Source organism: Cellulosimicrobium sp. AB352, assembly GCF_049538415.1.
Classification (GTDB): Bacteria; Actinomycetota; Actinomycetes; order Actinomycetales; family Cellulomonadaceae; genus Cellulosimicrobium; species Cellulosimicrobium funkei.
Map to the genome: position 1 here is coordinate 20,810 of NZ_JBMVFX010000016.1, position 18,866 is coordinate 39,675.

14 protein-coding genes are annotated in these 18,866 nt (G+C 75.2%); 3 read left to right on the plus strand and 11 right to left on the minus strand.

The genetic code is table 11. The annotated features are described in order from the left end of the window. Window positions 1–9 precede the first annotated feature (9 nt). The 7 genes from ACPCUX_RS12540 to ACPCUX_RS12570 all read right to left on the minus strand — a co-directional run bounded on the left by ACPCUX_RS12540 (window position 10) and on the right by ACPCUX_RS12570 (window position 9,323). Entirely contained in the window at window positions 10–1,731 is a 1,722-nt protein-coding gene (locus ACPCUX_RS12540; protein ID WP_423388882.1) for a PQQ-binding-like beta-propeller repeat protein, read from the minus strand. 21 nt (window positions 1,732–1,752) lie between these two features. Then, window positions 1,753–3,588: a hypothetical protein gene (locus ACPCUX_RS12545; RefSeq protein ID WP_423388883.1), complete on the minus strand. Its 1,836-nt coding sequence runs from the start codon at window positions 3,586–3,588 to the stop codon at window positions 1,753–1,755. A 150-nt stretch (window positions 3,589–3,738) separates the two neighbouring features. After that, window positions 3,739–4,458 carry an ABC transporter ATP-binding protein gene (locus ACPCUX_RS12550; RefSeq protein WP_021483127.1) on the minus strand — a complete coding sequence of 240 codons (720 nt, stop codon included), beginning with the start codon at window positions 4,456–4,458 and terminating at the stop codon, window positions 3,739–3,741. Continuing rightward, window positions 4,445–5,509, minus strand: a complete 1,065-nt coding sequence (locus ACPCUX_RS12555) for an ABC transporter ATP-binding protein (RefSeq protein ID WP_021483128.1) — start codon at window positions 5,507–5,509, stop codon at window positions 4,445–4,447. The genes ACPCUX_RS12550 and ACPCUX_RS12555 overlap by 14 nt, the downstream gene beginning before the upstream one ends. Next, window positions 5,506–6,900 carry a branched-chain amino acid ABC transporter permease gene (locus tag ACPCUX_RS12560; protein ID WP_391513020.1) on the minus strand — a complete coding sequence of 465 codons (1,395 nt, stop codon included), beginning with the start codon at window positions 6,898–6,900 and terminating at the stop codon, window positions 5,506–5,508. The genes ACPCUX_RS12555 and ACPCUX_RS12560 overlap by 4 nt, the downstream gene beginning before the upstream one ends. Continuing rightward, a complete protein-coding gene (locus ACPCUX_RS12565) occupies window positions 6,897–7,955 on the minus strand; it encodes a branched-chain amino acid ABC transporter permease (protein ID WP_043657230.1) in 1,059 nt (352 codons plus the stop codon). Before ACPCUX_RS12565 ends, ACPCUX_RS12560 begins: the two co-directional genes overlap by 4 nt. A 114-nt stretch (window positions 7,956–8,069) precedes the next feature. Continuing rightward, window positions 8,070–9,323: a branched-chain amino acid ABC transporter substrate-binding protein gene (locus tag ACPCUX_RS12570; protein ID WP_043657227.1), complete on the minus strand. Its 1,254-nt coding sequence runs from the start codon at window positions 9,321–9,323 to the stop codon at window positions 8,070–8,072. Window positions 9,324–9,975: 652 nt separating this feature from the next. Here ACPCUX_RS12570 and cspE point away from each other — a divergent pair. Then, window positions 9,976–10,179 (plus strand): transcription antiterminator/RNA stability regulator CspE, encoded by a 204-nt coding sequence (gene cspE, locus ACPCUX_RS12575; protein ID WP_009861351.1) that lies wholly within the window; start codon window positions 9,976–9,978, stop codon window positions 10,177–10,179. Window positions 10,180–10,287: 108 nt separating this feature from the next. On the opposite strand, the gene ACPCUX_RS12580 is transcribed toward cspE, so the two are convergent. Both ACPCUX_RS12580 and ACPCUX_RS12585 read right to left on the minus strand, forming a co-directional pair. Further along, on the minus strand, window positions 10,288–11,064 hold the full coding sequence (locus ACPCUX_RS12580; protein ID WP_423388884.1) for a hypothetical protein: 777 nt from the start codon (window positions 11,062–11,064) through the stop codon (window positions 10,288–10,290). A gap of 245 nt (window positions 11,065–11,309) precedes the next feature. Continuing rightward, a complete protein-coding gene (locus ACPCUX_RS12585) occupies window positions 11,310–15,143 on the minus strand; it encodes a TM0106 family RecB-like putative nuclease (RefSeq protein ID WP_423388885.1) in 3,834 nt (1,277 codons plus the stop codon). Between the two features lie 396 nt (window positions 15,144–15,539). On the opposite strand from ACPCUX_RS12585, the gene ACPCUX_RS12590 reads away from it, so the two are divergent. Together ACPCUX_RS12590 and ACPCUX_RS12595 are read left to right on the plus strand one after the other, a co-directional pair. Continuing rightward, window positions 15,540–16,556 (plus strand): hypothetical protein, encoded by a 1,017-nt coding sequence (locus ACPCUX_RS12590; RefSeq protein ID WP_085387111.1) that lies wholly within the window; start codon window positions 15,540–15,542, stop codon window positions 16,554–16,556. A gap of 82 nt (window positions 16,557–16,638) precedes the next feature. Beyond that, the gene (locus ACPCUX_RS12595; RefSeq protein WP_128082896.1) at window positions 16,639–16,851 is read left to right on the plus strand and encodes a hypothetical protein; all 213 of its coding nucleotides are present in this window, start codon (window positions 16,639–16,641) and stop codon (window positions 16,849–16,851) included. 98 nt (window positions 16,852–16,949) lie between these two features. Here ACPCUX_RS12595 and ACPCUX_RS12600 read toward each other — a convergent pair whose 3' ends face one another. Continuing rightward, window positions 16,950–17,714 carry an amino acid ABC transporter ATP-binding protein gene (locus ACPCUX_RS12600; RefSeq protein WP_034655433.1) on the minus strand — a complete coding sequence of 255 codons (765 nt, stop codon included), beginning with the start codon at window positions 17,712–17,714 and terminating at the stop codon, window positions 16,950–16,952. A 74-nt stretch (window positions 17,715–17,788) separates the two neighbouring features. Continuing rightward, entirely contained in the window at window positions 17,789–18,796 is a 1,008-nt protein-coding gene (locus tag ACPCUX_RS12605; protein ID WP_034655424.1) for an amino acid ABC transporter permease, read from the minus strand. Between the last annotated feature and the right edge of the window lie 70 nt (window positions 18,797–18,866).

The window sequence follows — 18,866 nt, forward strand, 5'->3', positions numbered from 1 at the left end:
CCGTGCACCTCAGCCCAGGAGGGCGACCGTCTGCCCGTCCCAGCGCAGGAGCCGTCCCTGCACCGGGAGCAGCCCGCCCCAGCCGCCGTCGAGGTCCTCCGACCAGACGACCGACCCCGACGACAGCTCGAGCGCCACGACGCGCGAGCTCGCTCCCGTCGCGGGGTCGACGAGCACGAGGAAGGCGCAGCGCCCGTCGGTGAACGCCTGCGTCACCACGGCGCCGTGGCCGCGCTCGCCCGCGAGGTCGTCGACGAACCGCGACCACGTCTGCTCGCCCGACAGCGCGTCCAGCCCCAGGACCGTGCTCGCCGTCCCGACGACGGCCGTGCCCTCCGCGACGACGTACACGGCCTCGGGCACGCGGGCGCCGTCGAACGCCCACAGGCGCGCGCCCTGCTCGTCGTAGGCACGCAGAGCGATGCCGTCGCGCACGAGGAGCACGCCCGGAGCGGGGTCGTCGGTCGCCTGCGGGTCCAGGACCTCGCCCGGCACGTCGAGGAGCGGCGTCCCGTCCGGGTCGAGCACGCGGTCGGCGCGCAGCGCGCCGTCCGACCCCTGCCGGTCCGCGTCGAGGAGAAACCGCCCGCCCGCGAGCGGGACCGCGCCGTCGGTCGGGACGTCCGGGTCGTCGAGGCGCTCGCCGTCCGGCAGGAACGACGCCGCGACGCCGCACCCGCCCACGTCGACCAGGGTCTCCGTCGCGACGAGCAGCAGCCGCTCCGGGTCGACCTCCTCCCCGCCGGTCTCGGCGTGCCACGACGTGCACGACCACGGGACGTCCTGGAACGGCAGCTCGCGCCGCCAGCGCACCGCGCCCGTGGCGGCGTCCTCGAGCGTCACGACGACGTCCCGCCCCGCGACGCCGTCGACGGACTCGCCCGCACCGGGGTCGACGGCGACAGGGGCACCGCTCGGCTCGCCCGGCTCGCCGACGCGCTCGGCCCGCACGAGGCCACCGTCCGGGCCGGGGACCAGCAGCGCCCCCGCCGTCTGCGCCTGCCGCTGCCCCACGACCCGCCCCCGGGCGTCGAGCACCGTCACGGTCGCGGTGCCCTCCCCCGGCCGGGGCGGCGGGCTGACGTCGTACCAGGACGGCGCGACCCCCGACCCGGCGACGCACACCACCGTGCGCGACGGCACGGCCGACCGCTCCCACGGGCTCCACGACCCGCACACGGCCTCGTCGCCGCCGACCGGCACGCGCCACGCCTCGGCGCCCGTGTCGAGGTCGAGCGCGACCGCCTCGTCGCCGTTCACGGTGACGAGCAGGCCCGGGAGGAAGGCCGTCCCGCGGTCCGCCGCGGCGGGGGCGCGCCACTGCTCCGTCGGGGCGGTGTCGAGCGCGCGGACCGCGCCGCGCGCCGTCTCCAGCCGCTCCTGCGCGTCCCGGCTCGTCACGGCGTCGACGACGAGCATCCCGCCGACGACGAGCACGACCACGCCCGTCGCGACCGCCGCGGCCACGACCCGGCGGCGGCGGCCGGGCACGCGCGGCGCCCCTGGCGGTCCGGGCGGAGCCCCTGGCGGAAGCGCCCCCGGACCCGACGGCTCGGGCGCCGACGCTCCGGGAGGCAGTGGGAAGGTCGTACCGCGCGGCACGGCGTGCGGTCCGCCGAGCAGCACCGGGTGCGGCGCGTCGAGGAGGTCGAGGTCGTCGTCGACCCCGGCCGTGTCGACGAGCTCGAACGTCCGGCGGCCGTCGCCGCCGTCTCCCCGTCGGAGCGGCACCCCCTCAGCGTAGGCCGGTCGTCAACCGAGCCGGGCGATCTCCGACTGCCCGATCCGCAGGAGCCGGCCCTGGAGGGGAACGGGCCAGGAGCCCTCCTCCGGCCCGACACCACCGGACCACGCGACGTGACCGTCGGCGAGGTCGACCGCGAGGAGGTCCGTCCGCCCGTCGTCCTGGTAGGCGAGCAGGATCGCGCGCCGCCCGTCCGTGTAGGCGGTGTCCATCCAGCTGACGCTCCCGCCGGCCGCGGCCTCGACCGTCTCGCGGTCGAGGGACCAGCGCACCGTCCCCGAGGTCGCGTCGAGCCCGGTCATCCAGCCCGTGCTGGAACCCCCGGACACGACGACCGTGTCGTGCGTGGCGACGAGCACCGCCTCGGGCGCCACCACCTCCGACGAGCGCCACAGCTCGCTGCCGTCACCGTCGAACGCGACGAGCTCCCCCTCGTACCGGGCGAGCAGCGGGGCGTCCGAGCCGTCGGTCGAGCGCGGTACGAGGACCGGGCCGGGCGGCTCCCAGCGCACCCTGCCGTCGGCCCCGAGGACGGCGGGCGCCGCCTCGCTCGGAACGGCCGACGACGAGCCCCAGGTGGAGCCGTACCCCGTCGGATCGCGGTAGTACGTCCCGTCCGGGAGCGCCACCACCGAGTCCAGAGGGTTGTCGGGGTCGTCGAGGCGCTCACCGTCCGGCGTGAACCATCCCGTGACGCCGCAGCCCTCGACGCGCACGAGGCGCGACTCGGTCGCGGTCCACAAGTTCTCGAGCTCCGCCCGGATCGTCTCCGTCCCGTCCACCTCAGTCCAGCCGACGCACTGCCCGGCCCCCGCGAGGAACGGCACGTCGGCCTCCCACCGCGCCTCGCCCGTGAGCGCGTCCTCGACGCGGACGACGGCGGGGCGCCCCAGGGGGAGGTCGGCGACCTCCCCGGTGGCCACGTCCTGCTCGACGACGGCGCCGTCGCCCGCGGGAACCTCGCCGACGCGCAGGGCCCGGAGGATCGTGCCGCCGGGCCCGGGGGCGGGCGTGCCGCCGTCGGACGTCGTGTCGCGGCGCCCGAGCACCTCGCCGTCCGCGGCGAGCACCGTGACCGCCCAGTCCGACGCGAGGACGCGGCCGGTCTCGGGGTCGAGCTGCAGGTCGGTCACGCCCCCGAGTCCGACGGCGTCCGACGACGGCGCCACGCACACGAGCGTCGAGGCGGGCTCACCGAAGGGCAGCGACCACAGCAGCTGGCCGCCGCACGACGCGTGGGCGCCGACATCGACGCGCCAGCGCTCCGCCCCGTCGTCGAGCGAGCGGGCGACGGCGGTCCCGTCCTCGACCGTCACGACCGCCCCGGGCAGGAGCGCGAGCCCGCTGGAGACCTCGACGTCGGCCGTCCAGCGCTCGACGGGCGCGTCGGGCAGCGGCTCCAGGCCGCCGGGCGCGGCCCGCAGCCGCTCCACGTCGGCCCGGCCCTGCCACGCGTCGACCGCGAGCATGCCGCCGAGCACGAGCGCGACCCCCGCCGCGACCCCCGCGACGACGGCCGCAGGCCGTCCTCGCCGGGGCGGCCTACCCTCGGCCGGGTCGCTCTCCGCCGGGTCGCTCTCCGCCAGGTCGTCGTCGACCGACGCACGCCCGAGCGGACCGTCGGGTCCGGCGGGACCGTCCGTCGCCCCGAGGGCGGCCCGGACGCCCGCCGTCGCGCCCGGCGTCCATGTCGTGCCCCCCGGCACACCGGACGGCACGCCGCGCGGCCCGCCCGGCGAGACCGGGCCCGGGCCGCCGAGGGCGTCGTCGTCCGCGTCGACGTCGTCGGACTCGACCAGCTCGAAGGTCAGTCGGTCCCGGGCGTCACGTCGTCGGAGCGGCACGCGGCCAGCCTAGGCCAGCGCGCCCGGCGGCGGACCCGCCCCCGGCCGGGCCCGCCCCTGGGCGCGCCTAACCAGGCCGGACCGCCCCCGGCCGCGCCCGACCCGGGCGGACCTGCCCGGAGGCGCGTCCGGCCGAGGACGGCGTGCCCGTCACGCGACGCCGAGGTACGCCTCCTTGATGCTCGAGTCCGCGAGCAGCTCGCGCCCGCCGCCGCTGCGCACGACCTCACCCGTCTCGAGCACGTACGCGCGGTGCGAGCGCGACAGCGCCTGCTGCGCGTTCTGCTCGACGAGCAGCACCGTCGTCCCCTGCGCGTTGATCTCCGACACGATGCGGAAGATCTGCTGGATGACCATGGGCGCGAGCCCCATCGACGGCTCGTCGAGGAGCAGCAGCCGCGGCCGGGCCATGAGCGCGCGCCCGATCGCGAGCATCTGCTGCTCGCCGCCCGACATGGTGCCGCCCACCTGCTCCTTGCGCTCCGCGAGCCGGGGGAAGAGGTCGAAGACGCGCTCGACCGTCTCGTCGTGCTCGGCCTTCGACGCGAACGTGCGCGCGTACGCGCCCATCTCCAGGTTCTCGACGACCGTCATCCCGGGGAAGATGCCGCGGCCCTCGGGCGCCTGCACGATGCCCTCGAGCACGCGCAGGTGCGCCTTCATCTTCGTGATGTCCTTGCCGTCGAAGAGCACCTTGCCGCGCGCCACCGGGCGGATGCCCGAGATGGCGCGCATCGTCGTGGTCTTCCCGGCGCCGTTGGCCCCGATGAGGGTGACGAGCTCGCCCTCCTCGACGGTGATCGAGATGCCGCGCACGGCCTCGATGCGCCCGTAGGCGACCGTCATGTCCTGCAGCTCAAGCAGGGGCATGGCCGCTGCCTCCTTCGGTGGTGGGGGCCGCGGGCCCGACGCCGTCCGGGCCGGCCAGCTCCTCGTCGGGCACGCCGAGGTACGCCGCGACGACCTTGGGGTCGTTCGTGACCTCGTCGGGCGTGCCGTCCGCGATGACGCGCCCGAACTCGAGCACGACGATCCGGTCGGTCACCCCGCGCACGAGGCGCATGTCGTGCTCGATGAGCAGCACGGTGTACCCGTCGTCGCGGATGTGGCGGATGAGGTCCATGAGGGACTCCTTCTCCGCCGGGTTGAAGCCGGCCGCCGGCTCGTCGAGGCACAGCAGCTTCGGCTCGGTCGCCAGCGCCCGCGCGATCTCGAGCCGACGCTGGTCGCCGTACGAGAGGTTGCGCGCCTTCTCCGTCGCCCGCCCGCCGACGCCCACGAACTCGAGCAGCGCGAGCGCCCGGTCGATCGCGTCCCGCTCCTCGCGCCGGTGCCGCGGCGTGCGCAGCAGCGCGCCGGGGACCGACGTGCGGTGCCGCGCGTCCGACCCGACGACGACGTTCTCCAGCGCCGTCATCTCGTTGAACAGGCGGATGTTCTGGAACGTGCGGGCGATGCCGCGCTGCGTGATCCGGTAGCGCTTGAGCTTGCCCACCGGGGAGCCGTCGAAGACGACCTGCCCCTGGGTGGGCCGGTAGACGCCCGTCATCGCGTTGAACGCGGTCGTCTTGCCCGCGCCGTTCGGGCCGATGAGCCCGAGGATCTCGCCGCGCCGGATGTCGAACGTCACGTCGTCGAGCGCGACGAGGCCGCCGAACTGGACCGTGACGTTCTGCATCTGGAGCAGCGGCTCGCCGACGCGCGCGTGGACCGTGCGGTCCGGCGCGACCATCGCGTCGACGAGCTCGGGGTTCGCGAGCTCGGGGCGCACGTCCGCGACGTCGACGACCGCCGGCTCCTCGAGGACGGCTCCGGGCATGTACAGGTCGGCACGCGAGGAGTCGGCGCGGCCCGACGACGCGAGGTGCTCGTCGCCGTGCTCGCCGCCCGCGCCGATGCCGCCGGGGTCGTGGGTGCTCATCGGGTCTCCTCCCCGGTCGTGGTGCCGTCTGCGCCGGTCCCGGTCGTCGTGCCCGTCACGCGCGTCGCGCGGGAGCCGCCCGACGCCGTGGCGACCGCCGGGGAGCCCGGGCGGGCGCCGTCGTCGGACCCGCTCCGCGTGACGGCCTGCGCCGCGCGTCGCGCGGCGACGTAGAGCTCGCGCCCGTAGGCGAGGAGCTTCTGCCGGACGGGAAGGAGCCCTTGCGGACGGAAGATCATGAGCACGACCAGCGCGATCCCGAAGAACAGGTACCGGTAGCTCGCGATCTCGTTGCCGTTGATCGGGATGCCGAACAGCTCCGTGCGGCCGAGGAAGAAGTTCGGCAGGTACACGATGATGAACGCGCCGAGGATCACCCCGAGCTTGTTCCCCTGGCCGCCGAGCACGACGGCGCACAGGAAGAGCACGGAGTTGATGACGTTGAAGTTCGTCGGGATGACGAACTGGACCTGCCCGGCGTAGAGCGCGCCCGCGACACCGCCGATCGACGCCCCGATGACGAACGCCCACAGCTTGAAGCGGAACGTCGGGACGCCCATGATCTCGGCCGCGTCCTCGTCCTCGCGGATCGCGACCCAGGCGCGCCCGACGCGCGAGCGCTCCAGGTTCCCCACGAGCAGCAGCGAGATGACGATGAACACGAGGCTCAGCCAGTACCACCACACGCCCGAGTTGAGCGTGCCCGCGGCGTTGCCCGCGGAGAAGACGCCGTTGGGCAGCTCCTCCGTGACGCCCACCCGGGGGTAGGCGACGCCGCGCAGGCCCTGGCCGCCGCCCGTCAGCTCGTCGAGGTTGTCCGCGAGGAGGCGGACGATCTCGCCGAAGCCGAGCGTGACGATGGCGAGGTAGTCGCCGCGCAGGCGCAGCGTCGGCGAGCCGAGGATCAGCCCGGACAGCGACGTGATCGCGACCGCGATGGGCAGCGCCGCGAGCCACGCCCAGTCCTTCGACAGCCACTCGTCGGTCTGGTTCCACGGGCTGTCGGGGCTCGTGAGGATCGCGACCGTGTACGCGCCGATGGCGTAGAAGCCGACGTAGCCGAGGTCCAGCAGGCCGGCCTGGCCCACCACGACGTTGAGGCCGATGGCGATGAGCGCGATCATGCCGAACTGCGCCATCACCCCGCCGAAGTTGGTGCCCACCGTGGTGAGCACCGGGATGTTGAGGATCGGCACGAGCGCCAGGAAGATCAGGAACGGGACGCCGATCGCCCACTGCGTGGGCCGGGCCTGGGCGTCCCACCACAGGCGCAGCCGGTCGCCGACGCCGCTGTGCGGCCGGTCCTTCGTCGCGACGCGGCCGGCGGGCGGCATCGCGGTGGGGCGACCGCCGTCGGGCGCGGGGCCGGGTGCAGGTGTCGAGGTGCTCATGCGCGGGCCCTCCCCAGCGACTCCCCGAGGATGCCCGTCGGGCGGAACATCAGGACGATGATGAGGAGCGCGAACGCGACCACGTCGCGCCACTCCGTGCCGAACACGACCTGGCCGTAGTTCTCCATGACGCCGAGCAGCAGGCCACCGAGCAGCGCGCCGCGCAGGTTGCCGATGCCGCCGAGCACCGCGGCGCAGAACGCCTTGATGCCGAGGATGAAGCCGCCGGAGTAGATGATCCCGTTCGGCACGCGCAGCGTGTAGAGCAGCGCGGCCGCACCGGCGAGGATGCCGCCGATGAGGAACGTCAGCATGATGACGCGCTCGCGCGAGACGCCCATGAGGGTCGCGGTCACCGGGTCCTGCGCGACGGCGCGGATGCCGCGGCCGAACTTCGTCCGGTTGATGAACATGTCCGTCGCGAGCGCGAGGACCAGCGCCGACAGGATGATGACGAGCGTGATGTTCGTGACCGGCGCGCCGCCGATCGTGAACTGCACCTCGGGCTGGACCAGCCGGATCGGCTGCTGCGCGTTGACGCCGCCGAGCGTGCCGCCCGTGAGCTTCGGCAGCACGAAGTGCACGAACTCCTGGATGATGAACGACATCCCGATCGCGGTGATGAGGAAGACGAGCGCCGGGGCGCCGCGCCGTCGCAGCGGCCGGTACGCCACGCGTTCCAGCCCGACGGCGGCACCGCCCGCGACGAGCATCCCGCCGAGCATCGCGATGCCGAGGTAGAGCACCGTCAGGGCGATGCCCTTGTCGTACGCGTTCCCGCTCGGGTAGAAGCCGAGCAGCATGAGCGTCGCGTACTGCCCGAACATGCCGAGCATGAAGACCTCGGAGTGGGCGAAGTTGATGAGCCGCAGCACGCCGTAGACGAGCGTGTAGCCGACGGCGACGAGCGCGTAGATCGCGCCGTAGGTGAGGCCTTCGATGGTGAGGCCCCAGAAGTTCCGGGCGAGGCCCGCGATGTTGAAGTCGATGAGGGACTGGTGGACGAGGGGGCCGGCGGTCGCGCTGTGCATCAGCGCGTCAGCAAGAGCGGGCATGACGCTCCCTGGTTCGTTCTCTGGGGTACGAGGTCGTGGTCCACGACGGGCGCCCCGCCGACCGGTCCCCGCGCGGGGCGGGGACGTCGGGGCGGGGCGCCCGTCGTCGTCGGACTACTGGACCTCGTAGATCCAGATGAGCGCCGAGGCGAGCTCGCCCGTGTCGTCCCACTCGTAGGCGCGGGCCAGGCCCTCACCGGAGTAGTTCGCCACGTAGTCGATCAGGCCAGCACGGTCGGTCACGCCCGAGGCGATGCCCGTGAGCATGATCGTCGCGAGGTCGTAGCCCTCGACCGAGTACACGCCCGGCGCCTGGCCGTTCGTCTCCTCGTAGGTGGCCGCGAAGTCCTCCGGGGCCGGGCCGCACGGGCAGGAGAGGATCGCGCCCTTCGACGCGGCGCCCGCCTGCGAGACGAACTGCGGGTCGTTCGTGCCGTCCGCCGAGACGAACGGGATGTCGACGCCGCCGTCGCGCAGGCCCTGCACGAACGGCGCGGCCTCCGCGTAGTAGCCGGCGTAGAAGACGGCGTCCGCGTCGGCGCCGGAGATGATCTGGACGGCGGCCGAGAAGTCCTTGTCGCCGGTCTTCACCTCGGCGGCGCAGTCCTCGTTCGCGGCGTCGCCCAGGCCCTCGGTGATCTGCTGGGCGAGGCCGATGCCGTAGTCCGAGTTGTCGGAGACGACGCAGACGCTGCCGAAGTCCTTCGTGTTGACGAGGTACTTCGCGACCGACGGGCCCTGGACGGCGTCGTTGGCGAGACCGCGGAAGAAGTTCGTCCAGCCGTTCGTCGTGAGGTCGGGGTTGGTCGCCGACGCCGTGAGCGACAGCAGGCCCGCCTGGTTGAACACGTCGCCCGTGGCGGCCGTCTCCCCCGAGAACGCGGGGCCGAGCAGACCGAGCACGCTCGCGTCGCCGACGATCTGCGGCGCGACCTGGGTCGCCTTCTGCGGGTCGCCCTCGGTGTCGAACGGCTTGAGCGTGACCTGGCAGCCCGGGTTCGCCTCGTTGAACGCGTCCACGGCGACCTGGGCGCCGTACTGGATGTTGAGGCCGAGCGCGGCGTTCGGGCCCGTCAGAGCTCCGGCGACCGCGATCGAGGTGCCCTCGGCGCACTCGGCGCTGCCGTCACCGGCGGGGTCCGCCGGGTTGCCGGCCGCGGTGGCCTCGACCTCGGCGCCGTCGATGTCGATCTGGACCGACGGGACGATGCTCAGGTCGGCCGAGCCGCCGCCGTCGTCGGTCTCGGTCGACGTCCCGGTCGTCTCGTCGCCGCCGCCCTGGGACTGGGGACCGCAGGCGGTGAGGACGAGGGTGGCCGCGAGGAGCAGGGCGGCACCCCCGCTCGCCCGTCGTGCTGTGCGATGCATGCCAACCTCCGTGGTCCTGATCCCCGCGGAGGCAGCCAAGCCGCCTCTCTCCGCGGTCGATCGCTGAATTCAACACTGAATTGCGTGCTGAATAGTGACACAGGTCACCCGGGGACGAAACCTCCCCGCGGTCGCGCCGTCCGGAGCCCTCCGCGGCATCTCGGAGGGCTCCGGACCCACGAATCCGCGGGAGGGGGCGCCTCCGCGTTCCTGGGTGACGCGAACGTAGGCGGATCGGGTTTCGTGGGACGCAGGGAGTTGTTACCGACTCGTAACGCAAGGGTCTCGTTTCGTTCCGTGAACGGTACGAACGTCCCGTTCTGAGCCCTCGACGCGCTCCCCGGCGACGCTCTCCGGGCACCTCACGGGGAGCGCCCGGGGACCTTCCGGGCGCCTCCCCGCGCGCTCCCGGCACCCGCCACCGCGGACGCCGCGGGGGTCGGCACAACAGCTCGCGGCAACCCATGGCCAAGAGGGGGCCTACCATGTACGGTTGTCTCCGAGATTGCAGTGCCTCGCTTGTCCTCGCGTCGACGTGACCGCCACCCGGCGGGTGCCCGGCGGACCTTGTTACCCAAGAGTTGACGACGAACACCGTGATGTACTCCCCTGCGCCCGCGGGGGGTGTTTCCACACTCTTGAAGGAGTAACAATGGCTACCGGAACCGTGAAGTGGTTCAACAGCGAGAAGGGCTACGGCTTCATCGCCCCCGAGGACGGCTCGGCCGACGTGTTCGCGCACTACTCCGCGATCCAGTCGCAGGGCTTCCGCACGCTGGAGGAGAACCAGCGCGTCGAGTTCGACGTGACGCAGGGCCCGAAGGGCCCGCAGGCGGAGAACATCCGCCCCGTCTGACCCGATCTCCTCGGTAGCGGCTCGCCGCACCGATCGATCGTTCCTCGAGTGCCCCCGACCCTCCGGTCGGGGGCACTCGTGCGTTCCGGGCAGCGAGGCGGGGCGGCCTCAGAACTCGCCGAAGCCGCCGAAGTCGTCGAAGCCGCCGCCGTCGAACCCACCGCCGTCGAAACCGCCGCCGTCGAAGCCGCCGTCGGTACCGCCCGCGGGGTCCCCGCCCGACGCCTCGACGGCGCCGCCGTCAGCGCCACCCTCGGCGGCGCCCGGGTCTTCGCCGGCGCCCGGGTCCTCGCCGGCGGCCGCGTCCTCGGCCACGGGCTGGCTCGGGTCGGCGAACGCGGGCCCGAACAGGGCGTTCGCGACGGCGGACCCGATGACGACGCCCGCGATCGTGCCCAGCAGGCTGGACCCGACCATCGCGCCGAACCCGGGGCCCGTCTGGCCCCGGCCCGCGAACGTGCGCTCCAGCGTCCCGGGCTGCCGCATCTCGGCCCGCGTCGCCATGCGTGCGAGGTCCTGCGGGGCGTCCGACGTCGCCCGCTCGCCCGCCGGGACCTGCTCACCGAGCTCGGCGAGCACCTGCCGGCGCTGCTCCGGCGTGAGCCGCGCGAAGGCCTCGGCGTGCGCCTGCTCGACGGCGTCCGGCGGGGCGGTGCGCAGCAGGTAGCGGTAGCGGTCGGTCGCCACCTGGTCCGGCGTACGCTGCCCGGCCGCGGGCCGAGCGTCCTGCGGGGCGCTGCCGTACGCGGGCTGCTGGGCCGGGTACTGCGTCGGGTAGGGGTTCGCGGGCTGCGTCGGGGGCTGGGCGCCGTAGGGGCCCGTGTGCTGCGGCGCGCCGCCGTCGTCTCGCGGCTCGCGGCCGAGGAGCCGGTCCAGGAATCCCATGGGTCGTCCTCCGGGGGTGGGGGCGCCGAGCGGTGCGCTCGCGCCGGGGTCGTGGCCGGGTACGGCTCACTCCCCGACCAACGACGCGCACCGGCCCGTGGTTCCGGCGGGTGCTTCCGGTGCGGACGGTTCCGGCCGGAGGCTCCGGCGGGTGCTTCCGGTGTGCACGGTTCCGGCCGGATGCTCCGGCGAGGGCTTCCGGTGTGCACGGTTCCGGTGGCCCCGCGGCCGGGCACCGCCGCCCGTCAGGACGTGAGGGCCAGGAAGGCGCCGAGCTCCTCCAGACCGCGGGCCGAGCGGGGCAGCGTGTCGGTGAGCCCGGGCGAGCGCACGACGACCGCGCTCCACTGGGCGCGCGACACCGCGACGTTGAGGCGGTTCCGGGACAGCAGGAACCCGAGCCCGCGCGACGCCTCGTGCCCGGACGACGCCGCGAGCGTGAGGATGACGACCGGAGCCTCCTTGCCCTGGAACCGGTCGACCGTCCCGACCTCGACGTCCGGGTAGCCCGCGTCGCGCAGGGCACCACGCACCGCCCACACCTGCGCGTTGTACGGGGCGACGACGAGCACGTCGCCCTGCCCGAGCGGACGCTCGTGCGCGACGCCGTCGACCGTCGTCGTCCAGGACCGGCCGAGGACGTCCGCGACCTGGCGCACGACCTCGGCCGCCTCCTCCGTCGAGCGCACGGTGCTGCCCGCGTGCTCCACGAGCACCTGCCGCACGCCGGGCGCGACGCCGTCGAGGCGGCGGGCCGCGGCGAGCGGGTGCGCGCGCAGCCGGTCCTCGTAGGAGAGCGTCGAGACCGCCGCGGCGAGGTCCGGGTGCAGGCGCCACGTGGTGGCGAGGAAGTAGCCGCGCTCGGGGGGCAGCACGCCGTGGCCGTCGGCGAGCCAGGCGAGCGCCGAGCGGTCGACGGGCTCGGGGTGGCGGCCCTTGCTGACCTGCGGGAGCTGCTGCGGGTCGCCGAGCAGGAGCAGGCGGCGGGCCGCCCGCGCGACCGCGACCGTGCTCGCGAGCGAGAACTGGCCCGCCTCGTCGACGACGAGCAGGTCGAGCGTGCCCGCGGGCAGCCGTTCGGCGGCGAAGTCCCACGCGGTGCCGCCGACGACCCGCGGGCCTGGCTCGGTCGCGAACGCGGCGAGGTGGGCGCCGTCGAGCTCGGCGTACACGGCGCGCGGCGACGGCCCGTCCGCCGCGAGCTTCTTCGCGACGAGCTCGCGCGGCACGCCCGCGCCGAGCACGACCGCGCGCAGCAGGTTCTCGACCACGGCGTGGGACTGCGCGACGACGCCGACGCGCCACCCCTGCGCGACGAGCCGCGCCACGACCCGCGCGCCGACGTACGTCTTGCCCGTCCCGGGAGGGCCCTGCACGGCGAGGTACGAGTCGTCGAGCCGCTCGACGGCCGCCGTGACCGCGTCGACGACGTCGTCCGCGACGGGCGGCAGCGCGCCGCCCGTCACGCTGCCGACGCCGTCGGCTGCGGCGACTCCGCCCGGGGCGACGTCGGGCGCGGCCGCACCGGCGGGCACGAGGCGCGGCGGCCGGCGCAGCAGCAGGTCGGTCGCGGCGTCCTGCGGGAGCGAGCCCGTGGCCCGCCACGTGGCGAGGGCGCGGCGCGCGGCCTCCTCGGTCGCGGCCTCGAGCGGCTTCGTGCCCGGCCCCGGCGACGGGGTGAGCGCGACCGGGGTCGCGTCGAACGGTTCCGCGCTCGTCGGGAGCTGCTCGCGCACCACCAGCACGTCGCGCTCGCCCGCCGGCGTCGCGCGGCGCCCGGCGTCGAGGATCACCCCGCCGGTGAGCCAGCCCCGCACGCCGTCGACGGCCGAGCGGGCGCACGGCGGCAGGGGCGGGTCGTAGAGCACGAACGGGGCGACGCCCACGCGCAGGTCGCTGCCCTCGGGCAGCCGTCCGACGAGCTCGAGGCGCCGGGACCACGTGCGCCGCCCCGGCTCGACCTCCCACCCCGAGACGACCTCGGCCTGCTCGACGAGGAACGCGTTCCGCCGCCCCAGCCACTCGTCGGGCGGGAGCGCGAGGCGGGAGTAGTGCTCGTGCCAGAACGGCTTGGCCTCGCGCCGGTGGTACCCGGCCGCCGCCCCGTACATCGCGAGAGCCTGCTCGTCCGCCGTGCGCCGCGCGCGGTCCTCGCCGACGGCCTGCCGGATCTCCTCCTCCAGCAGCACCGCGGAGGACCGCTCGCGCTCCCCGGCCCCGGTCTCGGTCTCGGTCTCGGTCTCGGCGAGCGCACCGGTCGTGGCAGCCGCGGCGCTCGCGGCGCCCGGGCCCGCCGCCACGCCGGTCGTCGTGGCCGTGCCAGCAGTCGTGGCCGTGCCAGCCGTCGTGGCCGCGGCATCGGCGTCGCGACCCGCGGTCCCGGCGACCGCCGCGGCCGCCTCGCGCAGCCACGCGGCGAGGCGCAGCGTCGACACGCAGTCGTACCGGTTGTAGTCCGCGATCCCCTGCAGGAGCTCGGCCGCCTCCTCGCTGCGGCCCGCGTCGCGCAGGGCGGTGTACTCGGCGTACGCGACGACGGACGCGGCGCCCGTGGTCACGTCGCCGGTGCGCAGCTCGTCGCCCATGTAGAGCGGCTCGAGCTTCTTGATGGACCGCGAGCGGTCGGACACGTGCAGCGCCTGCCGCACGACGGCGTACAGGTCGACGAGGACGCCGTCGCGCAGGAGGTCGTCGACCTCCTCCTCGTAGACGCCGTGCCGCGCGGCGATCGCGAGCAGGTGCGCGCGCTCGTAGTCGGCGTAGTGGTAGACGTGCAGGTCGGGGTGGACGCGGCGGCGCGCGTTGACGTGGTCGACGAACGCGACGAGCGCGTCCCGCTCCGCCGCGAGGTCGTGCGCCCACAGGGCGTGGAACGGCGGCCGGTCCTCGGGCGTCGCCGGGCGCTCGACCCACCCGAACAGGTAGTCGATCCCCCAGCTCGTGCCGCCGGCGTCCGTCCACAGCGGGTCGCCCTCGAAGTCGAAGAAGAGGTCGCCCGGGCTCGGCTCCGGCAGGGCGAGCACGGGCGCCGGGTCGTCGATGCGCCACGACAGCTCGCGGGGCCCGGACGCGTCGGCCCACACGACCGTGCCGTCGGACGGGCCGGTGCCGAGCTGGAGCCCGGCCTGGCGCCGCACGCGCGCGAAGGTCGACCGACTCATCCCGGCCGGGACCGGCGTCTCGTCGGTCGCGGCGGCGAGCTCGTCGATCGTCCGGATCCCCGCCGCGTGCAGGGCCGCGCGCTGCGACTCGTACACGCCACCGACGAGGAGCACGTCCCGGCGCGCCTCCACCTGGGCGCGGCAGTCGGCGCAGCGCCCGCACGCGCGGACCGCCGGGTCGTCCCAGGGGGCACGCCCCTCGCGCGCGACGTGCTCGGTCGTCAGGCGCACGAGCCGCTCGCGCCGGTCCCGGTAGACGGGCAGCAGGTCGGCCAGGCGGTGCGACGTGCGCTCGCGCGTGCCGAGGACGAGCGAGACGTCCGGGTCCACGGGGACGCCCGCGGCGAGGAGCTGGTCGCCGTAGGCCGCGAGCTGGAGCAGGGCGGGGACCTTGGCCCGGCGCGCGAGCTTGGCGTCCACGACGGCGTAGCGCGCCGCGCCCGCGTCGTCCGTGCCGGTGCGCACGAGGAAGTCGGCCCGGCCGTGGAACGCGCCGTCGAAGAAGGCGGCCTGGTGCACGACGTCCGCCCCCGCCTCGACCGCGGCGAGCGTGCGCGCCTGCGCGGCGACGAGCTCGTCCCACGAGGTGCCGCGCGGCGGCTCGACGTGCACGACGCCGCGGCCGGTCGCCGGGTCGAACGGGCCGTGCTCGGCCTCGTAGCCCGCGAGCACCGCGCGCTCGTGCCGGGCGCCGAGCTCGGCCGTGCGGGCGAGCATCGCGTCGTCGCCCTCGTCGCGGCGGGGCGTCCGCCCGAGCTGCTCGTCGAGCCAGCACAGGAGCCGGTACTCGCAGTCCGCGGCGACGACGAGGTCGCTCGCGGACAGCACGAGCGCCTGCTCGCGGGGTGGCGCCGCGCCGGCACCGGCCCGGTCGGCCACGGTCGCGGCCCGCAGCACCGGCTCGTCGACGAGGAACACGCACACCTCCGGTTCGGGACGGCCGCCGACGGCCGTCGCCGCCGACCGTCCGTCGGTCTGCGTCCGTTCTACCAGCGGCCACCCACGCGTCCGCGCCACCCCTCCGCACCACCCACCCGCACCGCCGCACCCACCGACGACCCACCGGCCCCCCGCCGACCACACTCCACCGCCCGCCCGCCCGCCCCCGGCGGCCCCGCCCGCCGCTCCCCGGCCGACCCGTGCCCGGGATGCGGCGATTCGTGCCGACGGGCGGGGCTCCCCTACTGTTCCCGTCGGACGTCCCGCCCGGACGTCGTCGTCGGACGTCGCCGCGGCACGTCCACGCCGGACCGGGAGCCCCGCGGCTCCCGGCGCCCCCGCCCCCGCGCGGCGGGCGCCACCGAAGGAGGACCCATGGCCGTGCGCTTCGTCCCGCCGCCGGGGTGGCCCGTGCCCGCGGGCTTCACCCCGACGACCGAGTGGCACCCGGACCCGTCCTGGCCGCCGCCCCCGCCCGGGTGGGTGTTCTGGGCCGACGACGCCGCTCCCGCGCCCGGGCCCGTGCCGCCCCCGGAGGCGCCCGTCCTGCGCAGCACCGAGCCGCTGCCCGTCGGGTCCGGCGCGCCGACCCGACGGTCGTTGCGCGCCCGCTCGTCGGGCGCGACCCCGGCGGTCGGTCCCGAGGCCGACGCGACGCGCGTCGCGGCCGCCGTCCCGGCCGCCCCGCCAATCCCGGGCGCCGTGGAGGACCACCCCGTGGCGAGCTCGACGATGATCCTGCCCGCGCTCGGCGGGATGCTCGACGACCCGGCCGCGCGCCCGTCGCCCGGCCCGGCCGCCCGCCCGGCGACGCCTGCGCCCGCCGCGCGCCCGACGCCGTCCGCCACCCCGGGTGCAGCCCCGACGGTCCCGGCCCGGGCCGGGCGGTCCGGCGTCGTCCCGGTGGGGCCGCTCGCCCTGCCCGCGGCCGACGACGACGGCGACCACGCGCCGGAGCGGGGGCGGCGCTGGCTCGTCCCGACGGCGGTCGGCCTCGCGGGCGTCGCGGTCGGCCTGCTCGTCGGCATCGGCCTCACGCTCTCGGCGCAGGGCGAGGCGCAGCGCGAGCGGGCCGAGGCGCAGCGCGTGCAGAGCGAGGTCGCGGCGGAGCGCGAGCAGCTCGAGTCCGAGCGGGCCGACCTCGACGCCCAGCGTGCCGAGCTCGACGCCGCGACGGCCCAGCTCACGGAGCGCGAGGAGGCCGTCGCGCAGGCCGAGGAGGACGCGTCGAAGCGCTCGCAGGAGCTCGACGACCGCCAGAAGGAGCAGGACGAGCGCGAGCAGGAGGAGCGTCCGGGGAACGGACCCGGGAACGGCGGCGGCAACGGGAACGACGGCGGTGACGGGGACGGCGGCGGGGGCGGCTGGGACTGGGGCGACTGGGGCTGGTGACCCGGCGGTCTCCACGAACGCCTCACGGACACGTCACCGCTTCCGGTCGCGGAACACACGTCCCTCACCGACAGTGGGAGGCGTGCTGACGCGATCTTCCTCTCCCACCCCCGACAGCGAGACCCCGATCTACGACGCCCTCGTGGTCGAGCACGAGAACATGCTGCCGCTCGTGCACCTCGGCCGGGCGCTCAGCGGGGAGATGGTCACGGTCGCCCGCCCCACGGGGCTCTCGCCCCGCCTCGCGCCCGCGCACGGGGCGCCCGCGCTCCCGCGCCGCCGCCGCGCCGGCTGAGCGCGAGACCGACCCGCCTGCCCGCGGTCGACCCGTCGAGGGTCCGCCCAGGCGCCGGGCCGGTCTCGCGAGGCTCCCTCGCCGGTGCCGGACGCCGTCTACAGCACGTGGGCGAGGAACGACCGCGTGCGCTCGTGCTGCGGGTCCCCGAGCACCTGCTCCGGGCTGCCCTGCTCGACGATGACGCCCTCGTCCATGAAGACCACGGTGTCGGCGACCTCGCGCGCGAACCCGATCTCGTGCGTCACGACCATCATCGTCATGCCGGACCGCGCGAGGTCGCGCATGACGGCCAGCACCTCGCCGACGAGCTCGGGGTCGAGGGCCGACGTCGGCTCGTCGAACAGCATGAGCTCGGGGTCCATGGCGAGGGCCCGCGCGATGGCCACGCGCTGCTGCTGGCCGCCGGAGAGCTGCGCCGGGTAGTGGTCGGCACGGTCGGCGAGGCCCACGCGGTCCAGGAGCTCGGACGCGCGCGCCCGCGCCTGCGCCTTGCTCAGCCCGCGCACCTGGACGGGCGCCTCCGCGACGTTCTCGAGCGCCGTCATGTGCGGGAACAGGTTGAAGCGCTGGAACACCATGCCGATGCGCGAGCGCTGCCGCGCGACGACCTTGGGGTGCAGGCGGTGCAGGCGCGTGCGGCCGTCCTTGGTGACCTCGCGGTAGCCCATGAGCTCGCCGTCGACCCGGACGCGGCCGCCCGTGATCTCCTCGAGCTCGTTGACGCAGCGCAGCAGCGTCGACTTGCCCGAGCCCGACGGGCCGAGCACGACGCACACCGAGCCGCGCGCGACCTCGAGGTCCACGCCCTTGAGCACGTGCAGCTCGCCGAACATCTTGTGCAGGCCCTCGACCTGCACCATCGGGGCGGCGTCGGTGGAGCGGCCCGCCTCCGGGGAGGTCCGGGGCGCCGCGGATGCCGTGTCGTGCGTCCCGCTCACGGGGTCACCTCCAGGAAGGGGTCGTCCTTCGTCGTGCCGGACGCGGCGATGAGGTCCTGCCGGTTCGGCTTGCGCCCGCGCCCGCCCGGGCCGCGCCCGCGGCGCCGCGTCGGCGTCTGCGTGCCGAACCCGCGGCCGTAGTACCGCTCCACGTAGTGCTGGCCGACCATGAGGACGCTCGTGATGAGCAGGTACCAGATGGCGGCGACCATGAGCAGCGGGATCGGCAGGAAGAGGCGGTTGCCGATCGCGTTCGTCGAGTACTGCAGGTCGAGCGTGAACGGCACCGCGAGGACGAGCGACGTCGTCTTGAGCATGGAGATCGTCTCGTTGCCCGTGGGCGGCACGATCACGCGCATGGCCTGGGGCAGCACGATGCGCGTGAGGATCTTGCCGTCCTTCATGCCGAGCGCCTTCGCGGCCTCGGTCTGGCCCGGGTCGACCGACCCGAGGCCCGCGCGCACGATCTCCGCGAGGTACGCCGCCTCGTTGAGCGAGAGCCCGATGAGCGCGCACACGAACGCGGTGAACAGGTCCGCCGTGCGGAACTCGAAGAACTCCGGCCCGAACGGGATGCCGAGGCTCAGGCGCGGGTAGAGCACCGAGATGAGGCCCCAGAACACGAGCTGCGTGTAGATCGGGGTGCCGCGGAAGAACCAGATGTAGCCCCAGCTCACCGACCGCATGACGGGGTTGTCCGAGCGCCGCATGATCGCGAGGAGCACGGCGAGGACGATCGCGATGAGCATCGAGCCGAACGTCAGCACGAGCGTCCAGCCGACGCCGCGCACGACCGTCACGTCGCGGAAGTACAGCCAGACGACGTCCCACCGGAACTTCTCGTTCGTCAGCAGGGCGTTGGCCGCCATCGCGGCGAGCACGAGCAGCAGGGCGGCGGAGATCCACCGCCCGGGCCGGGGGACGGGGACGGCGTGGATGCGGTCGGGGACCGGGTCGTCGGCCGGTCCGGCGGCGGCGCCGCGGGGGGAGCTACCGGTCGTCATGGTGCACCTCGGGGGGTCGGGGCTCGGGGGACGAGCCGGGCCGCGCGATCGTCGTCGTCCGCGCGGTCGT